Here is a 10934-nt window from a genome sequence, read left to right on the forward strand (position 1 = left end):
TTACATTGACTGTCATCCGGAACGACACGCGCCGCAGCCAGCGCATCACCAGGAGCACAGTCTTGTTCTCGACACTGTATTTTCCATTTGTCGCCACCATTTCCGCATCTCGCCCAGTCAATGGCGAACCCTTCGCTGCTCGCTTCGTGAAAGCCGTGACCGAGGGCCAGCTCGCGAGCGCGAGATCTATTGCAGGAAGATGGGCGGAAGACCCCGGCACAGGGGACGAGGGCGCCAGGGTGGTGCAACGTCACGCCGACCTGCAACTCATGGCGCGTGTGGAAGTGGAGGCGGAAGAGGAGTACCGGCGCTCGCAGAAAATGATCCGCTCATCGAAGCGGGCGCTGCGTATTGCGTCATCCCGCAACGCTGGTTGGCAGGCGCTGTTTCGCAACCGCCTGGGCCCCGCGCTCGCCTGTTTTTCGCGTCTCGCCGATGAAACCGATATCACGCCCTCGGGCGCGGCTGAAGCACGCTTTGCACTCGTGTGCATTCTCCAGGAGCTTGGCATTACCGCGCAGATCGGCCCCGCACTCGCTGACTTGCGCTCACGGCTGGACGAGATCGACGACGAGTCGCGCGGCCACTGGGGCGAACTCGTCGATACACTTGCGTTCGACCTTGCCGTGCAGGCAGATATCCGCTCGGCGGCCGCGCTGCAGGATCACGTGTTCTGGCAGTCGAGCCTTGCCGACCACGCCACGCTTGTATTCGGCACGCCTTCGCGCGGTATCGACGAACTGCTCGCCGATACCGCGTACGTCCGCTCGCCACTGCTTCGCATTCGCATCGACTCGCTGCGCCAGCAACGCGCGGCGGCCAGTGGCGAGCGCGCCGCGTTCGGCAAGCTGCTCGACCATCTGCGCTGGGCGGGCGAAGAAAACCTGCCGGATTACCAGCGCACCGCGCGGCTTGAAGCGGCGCTCGCCGCCCTCGCCGGCGCCACGCCGCAATTGGCGGAAGAAGTGCTCGCCCCCCTGCACCACGTGGCGCGGCAGGTCTTCACAGGACATCGCCAACTTGAATATCTCTACTGCCTTTGCAAGACGCGGCAGTCGCAAGGGCGCGGGCTGGAAGCAACGCAGCTGTATAGCCGTTATGCGCTGGTCGCGATGCAGTGCCTGCGCGCGGATTCATATCTGCGCGCGCTGCTTATTGAGCGGAACACGAAGGCCGCGCCGCAACTTGACGATATAGGCGCACGGTTGCCTGCAAAATATCGGCGTGCTTATCAGTTCGTGCTCGAAAACCTTGATCGTCATGATCTGTCGGTCCGGGAAGTCGCGGCGGAGATTGGCGTGACCGAACGCGCATTGCAAAGCGCGTTTCGCGCCTTACTGGGACTTTCGCCTACCGAGTTGATCCGCCGCCAGCGGATGGAGCGTATTCGCGGGGAACTCCTCGACGGGTCGTCCGCCAGCGAGCGCGGAATATTGCACGCGGCCGGCCGATGGGGCGTGAAGAACCGCTCGACGCTCATCAACGGATATCGCAAGCAATTTCACGAACTGCCTTCCGAAACGCTGAAACGCTAGCTTTTCCTGGTCGCGAGCCTATTCGACATCCGTCCAATTCCTATTCCCCATCCGACATGAAATCGACGCTCCTCTTCAGGGCGATACTCGTTGCTGCGCTCATCAGCGCGGGCGTGCCCTCATGGACGCACGCCACACCCGTGCGCTGGCGCAATCAGACCGTGCATATCCTGGCGCACGGTAAGAACCTGACCGACGTGCTGCGCGATTTCACGGCAAGCCAGGGCATCACCACCTCAATCGCCAGCAACGTGCAAGGCACGGTCAGCGGCGAATTCAACATGACGCCGCAGCGCTTTCTCGATACGCTCGCGTCCACGTTCGGCTTGGTCTGGTTCTACGGCGGCAATATCCTCTCAATCAGTAACGCCAACGATGTAACCCGCCAGGTGATCTATCTCGATCACGCTTCGCCCGCACAGCTGGTCCGCGCGTTGCGCTCGATGCGGCTTGACGATCCGCGCTTTCCAGTGACCTATGACGCGGCGGCCGGCACCGTGCTGGTGAACGGTCCGCCGCAATACGTGCAGGTTGTGCAGTCGATCGCTCAGCGGGTTGACCAGTCGAAAGACCGCACTTCGGGACCGGTGGTAAGGGTGTTCAAGCTGTATCACGCCTGGGCCGACGACCACAAGGTCCAGATCGACGGCCAGAACATTACGGTGGCCGGCGTGGCGAGCGTGCTGTCGAGCATCTACCATCCTCGGCACGGCTTAGATAATGCGCCGGCTTCAGGCTCGCCAAGTATCCAGCGCGTGCAGCAGATGAGCGATCTGAGCGGCAGCGCCGACGGCGGCGGCTTTCGCAGCACTGTCGGCAGTGGCGGAGGCGGCGGCGCGCCGCAAATGCTGATGCCGCCGTTGCCCTCGAACCTGAACGTGGGGGCAACCTACGGTGGTGAAGTCGGCGGCATGACGGGCAATCCGGGCGCGGGAAATGCGTTCTTTGGCGGCAACAACAACAACGGCGGCGGCTCCGGCGGGCTGGATGCGTCACTGCCGGTGATCCAGGCCGATCCGATCACCAACTCCGTGCTGGTGCGGGATATTCCGCAGCGCATCGATCAGTACGACGCGCTGATCAGTCCGCTCGACGTACGCCCGAAGGTGATCGAGATCGAAGCCCACATCATCGAGATCGACGACGACTTGCTCAAGCAGATCGGGATCGACTGGCGCGCGCACAACCGCCATCTCGACCTCCAGACCGACTCCGGCGCCACGTCTCAGACCGGCTACACAGGCTCGCTGAATCCAAGCTTCGGAACGACCACGCTGTCGGACGGCACCGCCGTCATCAATTCAACACCGGTGGGCGGTTCTATCACGGCGGTCCTCGGCGACGCTGGCCGCTATCTGCTCGCGCGTGCAAATGCTTCGGAATCCACTACGCTCGCCAAGATCGATGCCACTCCGAAGGTCGCCACGCTCGATAATGTCGAAGCGGTGATGGACAACAAGACACGCTTCTTCGTGCGGGTATCAGGCTATACGTCGGCGGATCTCTACAGCATCTCGACTGGCGTCTCGCTGCGCGTGTTGCCCATGGTCGCGCAGGAGAACGGCGAGACTCGGATCAAGCTTAACGTGCATATCGAAGACGGCCAGATTGCCGGCGACCAGACTGTCGACACATTGCCGGTCATCACCGAGAGCGTGATAAATACGCAGGCGTTTGTCACGCAGGGCGAGAGCCTGCTGATTGTAGGCTACAGTACAGACGCAGAGTCCAATGGCACTACCAACGTACCGGGCAACTCCAAAATTCCCGTTCTCGGCGCGCTGTTTCGCAACAACACCAATAGCCACTCGCACATGGAGCGCATCTTCCTGCTGACGCCGCGCGCGATCGAGTTCTGATGGGGGCGCATAACGCTCAGTCGGCGTCCGGATCATCCCCGCAGTGGCTGGCGCGCGTACCGGCAATGCCGTTGGCCAGCGAGCCGGGAATCCAGCAAGCAGTCGGTGACGCCGGCCAAGGCTGCACCGACTGGGCGGCAGCTCCGGCAACAGGGCGAAAGACAGCTATTTGCGCGTATGCGCCGTTCAGTGGCTTTGTGAGGTGCGCCGGCGGAAACTCGCGCTGGGGCAGCGGCAGGGCACCTAAGCTGCGGTGCGGGGCAATCGGCCGCTCCTCGTGGCTGTCTGGAACCCATGTCCGCAACCTCGGCGTCCTGCGACACGGCGCTTGTGCGGGTTGCATCGGCTTGAGCACCGCCAAGTTCGATCCGGTAACCATGCGCGTACATAGTGCGCAGCTGCACGCCAAGCAACCCGTTGAGGCCTAATTTCTTGCGCAGTTTGTAGATGTGCTGCTCAAGCGTGCGACCGACGATATCCTCGGTACTGCCCCACACGGCCGCGGCAATCTGCCTGCGGCTCACATATTCGCCTGCGTGCGAGAACAGCATCCACGCAATGGCGAATTCGCGCGACGTCAGCCGCACGGATTCATCGCCCACCAGGATCGATGCCGTACGTCGTTCAAGGGTATAAGCGCCCACGGTCACGCTATCGTCGTCAAGCGGCGTCGTCCCCTGGCCAAAGCGGCGCAGCGTCTGGTATGTGCGTGCGGCCAGTTCAAGACTTGTATACGGCGCGATGACGACTTCGTCCGCGCCCGCTGCATAGGCCATTTCAATGCTCGCGCGGTCATTGAAGGTGCCCACGACGATCAATGGCGCGCGACGGTCCGCGTAACATCGGCGACGCTCCAGTACGGCGCTGTTGCTGTCCAGGCAACCAAGGTCGATGAAGATCGCGCAGAAGTCCTCGCGATACATGGCCCTTGACAGCGAAACGTCATCGTGGAACAGCTGGCACCTGACTGCATCGTCCATGAAATTTTCATTCAACAACTGGAACAGCGAACCACTGTGCGTCAGGACCGCGAATTTCATGGACAACTCCTGTTCGGAAAACATATTCTGAATCCGGTAGTGGTGCAATTTGGATGCGCTGGTCTGTTACGCCCGGGATTTTGACGAGCACGAGCCAATGGGTAAGCTGAAAGACATTGACGGATTGTTCAACGGGCGCCACTTCGATCGCGAGGTTATTGCCCTCTATGTGCGCTGGTACCTGTGTTACAAGCTCAGCTTTTGGGACCTCGCTGAAATGTGATCGCCGAGCGCGGTCTGTCGATGGCGCACGATCATGCGCTGGGTCCAGCGCGCTTCACGCCGGAATTCGTCAAACACTGGAATCGCCTGGCCTTGAAAGCCGGTCAGTCGTGGCGAGGGCGTTGTCACATTAAGGTATACGAGGCGCAATGGATTGAGGGGCCGTCCACGCTGAAATGCTCACCCGAGAGCAGGCACTTCTTCTCGGCAATGGCCACCACTTCGTTGAAGAATTCGATGACTGCGTCGTGTTTGATCAGGCGTTCGAGGTTCTTCGTGAAGACCGTGGGCACCCAGAGCTCGTCATCCATTGCCAGGCCGATGAACCAGCGAAAAAGCAGGTTATATTGAACCTGCTCCATCAGTTGGTGCTCCGAGCGAATGCTATAGAGCACTTGGATTAGCATGGCTCGCAGCAACTTCTCTGGCGCGATGCTCGGCCGTCCACCTTTTATGTCCGCTTCGTACCTCTCGGCGAACAGTCGATCCATCCTCGCCAGCGCTTCGTTCGCCATCACGCGTATCGAACGCAATGAATGCGACTTCGGGACGAAGTCATTCAGCTTGCGCATGGAAAACAGACTCTCGGTGAACGTGTCGGCGCCGCGCATGATTTCCAGTCGGCAAGTGGTGGTTCATCTATCAACGCTTCACGAACTCTGCGCGATGACGTGTTTCAGCGGTACTTCCGCAACCTGCTAGCGGCGTTGCCGCGCGCCCTTCACGGGCAGGTTACCGTTGTATGTCGCCTTCGAACTGGGTGACAGGAGCCGGAAGCTCGCTTGCATCGACTAAGAACTTGTAGTCCGTACCGCTCTTGGGAAAAAGGATCGATAGACCATTGTCACCGCAAGCCGTCGCGCTAGCCGAGCAGCCTGCGTGAAAATTGACGAGAACAGCCGCCCGGAGAGCGGTCCGCGCGCTGCTTGCGGAGGACGCCGTCACTGGATCGGTCAATCTGCTCGCGACAAGGTCGACCAGCCACGCGGAGAGATCGACTGCGCCGACGGTCACGCCGTAGTAGCGCAGAGGTGCGCGCGATTCGCGCGCAGCCGCAGTACGGTCGAACGACGGCTCTGACAATGAGGACACAGCGCCGCGACTGAACGGCGATGCCAGTGGCACGAATGCGACCGGCGCGTTGGCCTCGATCGACGCGGCACTTCGATCTAGCCCCTCGACAATCTGGACGACTTTACCAAGATCGATTGCGGAAAGTGTCACGTGGCCGACGGGTTAGCGGTATAGTAATTTGCGTAGTGTGCGACAATCGCTTTGGACAGATCGCTCCCGCTCATCGCCGGTTTTTTGACGAGTTCGCCGAGGAACCCGTAGTCCCATCCCGCGCACGGCTCCAGTTCCTCGCTTCCAACCAAATAACTCGCTCGCGAGCGCAACTCGTATGCATTTTCTAGATTCGCCATTAGACAAGCATCAAAGCCAACGACGTCGATCTTTTCTTCTCCAAATACCTGCTGGATCGAATTGGGCACGTCGACGTTATAAAGTGTATGTTGAGTTTCTTCATCGAACGACACGGATCGCATAGGAGCCGACGACTTTCGGTTCGCGCGCCACTCCACTCCGTGATTCCAAACAACCACCAGATAGTGCTTCGCAGCATGGTATTGCTTTCCCGATGCGAGGAAATTACGAAATGCATCGAAGTCGCCCATGTCCGCATTCCGCACTAGCTGTGCTGGGTCCTGTACTGCGTTCGCCGCATCCGGAATCATGCCTTTTTCGACAAAAAAGCGCTTCACGCCGCCCCAGCTACGGGGTCCATCGAGATCGCCGATTCGTCCGAACTCGACGGCAATGGCCACCTCGTCTGTACTTCCCGCGTTCGCGATCTGCCCCCAGTTTTGCAGAGCAAACGGTTCGAGATTATTCTTCCCATTCATGAGAATCAACAGTTCCACATCGGCAACGGCGCGGGGCAGCCACGGCTGCAGCGGCTGAGGTCACCGTCATCGACAGTAGCAACACAAACGAGGCGATTGATACAAAAAATCTTTTCATTAGAATGCGCGGGGAACCCCGGCCTTCATGCCGGGAAGGGATAGCTCTCCGTGGGCAGCATGGCCTTCGCCCGCCTCTCCTTTCGATAACGCTATCATTGTGCATCCCTAACGATCGTTACGTTGAACGAGTTGGCCATGGCGATATCGCTGCCTGCTGCCGCACCCCTAATTTCTCTCTTGGCCAGCATTTTTTGTGCCAAGTATGCATGAGGCGGCAAATCCCTCGTCAGTTCGGTATTCCAGCGAGTCTTCCGAAGCGGAAGCTTCAATGTTCTCAACGTCGCATTTGCGACAAATGCAACAGCTCACCGCATGGCTGGACGCCTACACGGTCGCGAAGTCGCGCGACAATGGGCAGGCTGTCTCGGATTCACAGTGGCAGGCTGACGATATCATTGTCTGCGAGGTACAGGGCACCCGCTCGCGACCCTACAGCGTACGGGTCTGGGGTTCCGGTGCAAAGTAAGCGGCCCAGCTGGGCCGTTTGTCCATGCTCTTGCGGGTGAGGCATGATCGTGAACTGAAGCTGCCGGTCAGGTGGCGGAATTCGGCGGACTGGCTCGCGTGTGCAGCTTGTCGGCTACACACCACCAGGGCAAGAGCTCGTCGGTGCGGTTGATTTTGTGATCGGCGATGTGGGTCAGCACATAGTCCAGGTAGGCGCGCGGATGGCGTTGTCACGTTAAGGTATACGAGACGCAAGAGCGCACAGGAGGTAGATTTGCTCAGAAATTGGACAGATCCTGGGTGAGCCCAGTGAAGCGATGCCACCCGGCAAAGCGTGCGGCGAGCTGTTTGCGATAGCGTGAGGCACGCAGTAAATGTCGCTTGAGCGCGAAGTGCTGGCGAATCGGTCCGAAGCTCGATAAGAATGCTTGTGTGCGACCATGCTCGTGGAAACCACGCATCCGGCGTTCGCGCTCACGCGTAGGTTGATGGCTGTTTTCGGCACGGTTGTTCACCCGGGCACTGGCTTTTGACGAAGACGTGTTTGATGTTTGCCTGTTCGGGAATTTCGGCCTTCGCGGCCGGATAGCTGCGCAACTGATCGATGACAATCCTTCGTGGCGCGTTGGCACAGGCGGCCAGCACGCGGTTGAAGAAGCGCTTTGCCGCGACCTTATCGCGATGTTTCTGCAGCAGGGACGCGATGTGCGAAGCCCGCGCCGAATTTGTCGCACGAGCGGCGGATCGTCTCGTAACTGACAACGACACCGCGCTCGAACAGCAGTTCTTCAATATCACTCGGGCTGAGTTGGAACCGTAAATACCGCCGAACCGCGAGACTAATGACTGCCGCCGGGAACCGGTGGCCGTGATAAAGCGATTTTCTTTTCTTCATCGTGGCATCTTGCGTGACTACCTCGCCAACGTGACAGTGCCCATCCGATACATCCGTTGGGTAAGGCCTGCGCTTTTTCATTCCGCCAGGTTACCAGGTCTGACCGAAAGTGCCTAACACCTTCTAGTCGTGCGTCATGAGTTGGTGTGTTGGTGTCAGAAAAGGAACAGTTGCGGATTCGGCTTAAACCGGAACTCCACGCCAGTGACCTTTCGGCCGCCCTGCTTGGTTGGCTTCCACTCGATAAGCAGGCCATCCTTGCCGGTCAGCTCGTCGACGGCGACCTCGATTACGCGTCGTCGCATCTGGCCAAAGTCTTTGACACAACTCGGGGGCGCATCCATCGCATGACAAAAGTCGTCGAAGCTAATACGGACCAGGCCAGTGTCCCGATATTGGGCGAACATCTCCATCAGGCGCCACGAGTAGACGGACCGCAGCGCGGCGGTATGCTTAAGCTTGTAGGTTGTGAATTCCGTGCGCAGGCCCAACAGGAATGGCGCGACCTCAGGCGAAAAATTGACGTCGACCCAGCCCTCGCCTTCGTGATACGTATTTCCGGAGACCCACCGGTATTTGCGCTCTTTTTTTTTCGCCCCGGCGTGTCTGTTCTACGGTACGAATGTACTTGTAAAAGATCGACTCTGCGGCCTCCCGAAGCTGCACGTAAGCCGTCGGCTGGTCGACGGCAAAGGCCGCTGCGTATTCCTGCGCGGACAGTTTTACCCGCCACCCCTCGTTTGGTCCCAAGGCAGCCGCCAGCTTGCGCAGTTCGACCGAATCGCTTTGAGCGATCGCGGCAGATATCAGCCGCTTCTCGATCAGTTTGAGGCCTTGGGCGGCACGCGTGAGGGCATTGCTCATGTTAACGTACCGCTCGGAGAGAGCGATATCGTGCATTTCTTGAAGTGTTGCCGGTACTTTCATTCTGACGCTTCCTAACTTGACCCGATTCGACGATGACAGAAAGCCCACACCCCGGCGGGCACCCAAACTCCTCCGGGTATGGGCACTTCAAATTCCCCCACCTGACGCTCCCCGGCTGAACTGCTGAGCGACCACGAACGATGCTGCAGGACGTTTATTTTTGTCTCCTTCGAAGAAGAAGGAGATCAAGGGGTGAACGTCTTGAAGCAGCATCTGCGAAGCACGATATTCACATTGCTCGAGCGCGGCGTGAGCCAGCGCCGGATTCATGAGCTCACCGGGGTCGACCGCAAGACGATCCGCCGTTACCAGGCGCTTTTCGAAGCACAGCGGGCAGCGTGCGCAAATTCCTCCACCGCCGCGCCCGCCGGCATGACAGAGCCGGCGGGCACGCAAACTCCTCCATCCCAAACCCCGCCATCTCCGCGCCCACCGGCTTCCGGCGTTGCCACACCGGTCAAACCGTTCAACTTCGCCCGCTCGGCCAGCGAACCCCATCGCGACTGGATCGAGCAGCAGATACGCCTGAAGCGCAACGCCCAGGCCATCTACCAGGATCTGGTCGACCAGTTTCGAGCTACGACAGCGTCAAACGGTTCGTCCGGGCGCTTCGCCACGTCGATCCCGAGCAATTTGATCGCCTCGAATTCGCCGCCGGAGAAGAAGCCCAGGTCGATTACGGCGAAGGCGCCCCAACCCGAGATCCGAAGACGGGGCGATACCGGAAACCACGGCTGTTCGTCATGACCCTGCGGTACTCGCGGCGCAGCTTCCGGCGCGTGGTCTGGAAGTCCGGCAAACAGGTCTGGGCCCAGCTTCACGAGGAAGCCTTCCGGTACTTCGGTGGCAGCGTGAGCTACGTCGTCCTCGATAACCTGCGGGAGGGCGTCATCACCCCCGATCTCTACGAACCGGAACTCAACCGGCTCTATGCGGCGATGCTCGAGCATTACAGCGTCGTCGCCGACCCAGCCCGGGTACGAGACCCGAATCGAAAGGGTACCGTGGAGAACGCGATCCAGCATACGCAGAACACCGCGCTCACCGGTCGGCGCTTCGAATCCATCGAAGCCCAGAACGAATTCCTGATGCACTGGGAAGAGAACTGGGCCGCCAAACGCATCCACGGCAGCGCCCGACGACAGGTCGAGGCGATGTTCCAGGAGGAGAAGCCGCACCTGCGGCCTCTGCCGGCCACCGGATTCCGCTACTTCACCGAGGTCGTTCGCACTGTCTGGGACGACACTACCGTGAGCATCGATCGCAGCAACTATGCGGCACGGCCCGCGCCCATCGGCAGCCTCGTGTGTGTGCGCATCTACGACACCACGATCGAGATCCGCGATCGCCGCACGCAAGAGCTGCTGCGCACGCACCCGCGCCACATGCAACCCGGCTCGCTCGAGCTTCCCGAGAGCGAACGCCCGTTCAACCCGTCGCGCCAGACGGGCCTGGCGCTCGCCAGCGCCAGCGACATCGGTCCACAGGCGAAGGCACTGTGCCAGCACCTGTTTGACGCCGAAGGCCGCGTCGGCCATCGCGGCATGTGGGGCATCGTCGCGCTGGCGAAGAAGTATCCCGCGTGGCTCGTCGAACAGGCATGCGACCACGCCCTGCGGCACCACCTCTATCGCTACCGGCAGGTACGCGCCGTCGTCGAGCGACTGTTCGAGCAGGCGCTTGAGCGCCTGGAGCGCGCGCCCCAGCTGGCCTTGCCGCTTACCCAGGAGCATCCCCTGATCCGGCCCGCCGCCGAATATGGCGAGCTCTTCAATGCCGGCGCGCAGCACAGCGCTGGATCGCAACCCGCCCCAACCACTGGAGAAACAGCATGACCACCACGTTACCGGACATCGAACGTGCCCTCAGGCTGCTGCGGCTGTCAGGCGTGCGCGACACGCTCGAGACGCGCGTACTGCAGGCACAGGGTACCCAGCAACCGTTCCTCGAGACCTTTGCGCTGATCCTGCAGGACGAACTCGACC

General features: G+C 60.4%; 7 protein-coding genes and 7 pseudogenes. 5 read left to right on the forward strand and 9 right to left on the reverse strand.

Annotated features, from left to right (window positions below; translation table 11 throughout):
• The first annotated feature begins 62 nt into the window (after window positions 1-62).
• Both ACOJB8_RS38035 and sctC read left to right on the forward strand, forming a co-directional pair.
• Window positions 63-1535: a helix-turn-helix domain-containing protein gene (locus ACOJB8_RS38035; protein WP_475017273.1), complete on the forward strand. Its 1473-nt coding sequence runs from the start codon at window positions 63-65 to the stop codon at window positions 1533-1535.
• 56 nt (window positions 1536-1591) lie between these two features.
• A complete protein-coding gene (gene sctC, locus ACOJB8_RS38040; protein ID WP_475017282.1) occupies window positions 1592-3394 on the forward strand; it encodes a type III secretion system outer membrane ring subunit SctC in 1803 nt (600 codons plus the stop codon).
• 32 nt (window positions 3395-3426) lie between these two features.
• Here sctC and ACOJB8_RS38045 read toward each other — a convergent pair whose 3' ends face one another.
• Window positions 3427-4434 carry a response regulator transcription factor gene (locus tag ACOJB8_RS38045; RefSeq protein WP_342924819.1) on the reverse strand — a complete coding sequence of 336 codons (1008 nt, stop codon included), beginning with the start codon at window positions 4432-4434 and terminating at the stop codon, window positions 3427-3429.
• A 97-nt stretch (window positions 4435-4531) separates the two neighbouring features.
• Here ACOJB8_RS38045 and ACOJB8_RS38050 point away from each other — a divergent pair.
• Window positions 4532-4773, forward strand: a pseudogene (locus tag ACOJB8_RS38050) (IS6 family transposase); the annotation flags it as partial.
• A gap of 35 nt (window positions 4774-4808) precedes the next feature.
• Here ACOJB8_RS38050 and ACOJB8_RS38055 read toward each other — a convergent pair.
• The 8 genes and pseudogenes from ACOJB8_RS38055 to ACOJB8_RS38090 form a co-directional block, all read right to left on the reverse strand.
• Window positions 4809-5267 (reverse strand): annotated as a pseudogene (locus tag ACOJB8_RS38055) (transposase); the annotation flags it as partial.
• A 121-nt stretch (window positions 5268-5388) separates the two neighbouring features.
• Window positions 5389-5880, reverse strand: coding sequence for a hypothetical protein (locus ACOJB8_RS38060; protein WP_475017275.1), 492 nt, complete (start codon window positions 5878-5880; stop codon window positions 5389-5391).
• Window positions 5877-6560 (reverse strand): clostripain-related cysteine peptidase, encoded by a 684-nt coding sequence (locus ACOJB8_RS38065; RefSeq protein WP_475017277.1) that lies wholly within the window; start codon window positions 6558-6560, stop codon window positions 5877-5879. The genes ACOJB8_RS38060 and ACOJB8_RS38065 overlap by 4 nt, the downstream gene beginning before the upstream one ends.
• Window positions 6561-7213: 653 nt before the next feature.
• A pseudogene (locus ACOJB8_RS38070) lies at window positions 7214-7351 on the reverse strand (transposase domain-containing protein); the annotation flags it as partial.
• A 54-nt stretch (window positions 7352-7405) separates the two neighbouring features.
• Window positions 7406-8022 (reverse strand): annotated as a pseudogene (locus ACOJB8_RS38075) (IS6 family transposase).
• A gap of 155 nt (window positions 8023-8177) precedes the next feature.
• Window positions 8178-8435 (reverse strand): replication initiation protein, encoded by a 258-nt coding sequence (locus ACOJB8_RS38080; protein ID WP_342924834.1) that lies wholly within the window; start codon window positions 8433-8435, stop codon window positions 8178-8180.
• 48 nt (window positions 8436-8483) lie between these two features.
• Window positions 8484-8540 (reverse strand): annotated as a pseudogene (locus tag ACOJB8_RS38085) (hypothetical protein); the annotation flags it as partial.
• Entirely contained in the window at window positions 8530-8949 is a 420-nt protein-coding gene (locus tag ACOJB8_RS38090; protein WP_342924822.1) for a replication initiation protein, read from the reverse strand. The gene ACOJB8_RS38090 and the pseudogene ACOJB8_RS38085, both read right to left, overlap by 11 nt.
• Window positions 8950-9141: 192 nt before the next feature.
• On the opposite strand from ACOJB8_RS38090, the pseudogene istA reads away from it, so the two are divergent.
• A pseudogene (gene istA, locus ACOJB8_RS38095) lies at window positions 9142-10784 on the forward strand (IS21 family transposase).
• Window positions 10781-10934 (forward strand): annotated as a pseudogene (locus ACOJB8_RS38100) (ATP-binding protein); the annotation flags it as partial. The pseudogenes istA and ACOJB8_RS38100, both read left to right, overlap by 4 nt.

The sequence above is a fragment of the Paraburkholderia sp. BR10141 genome (assembly GCF_056155635.1).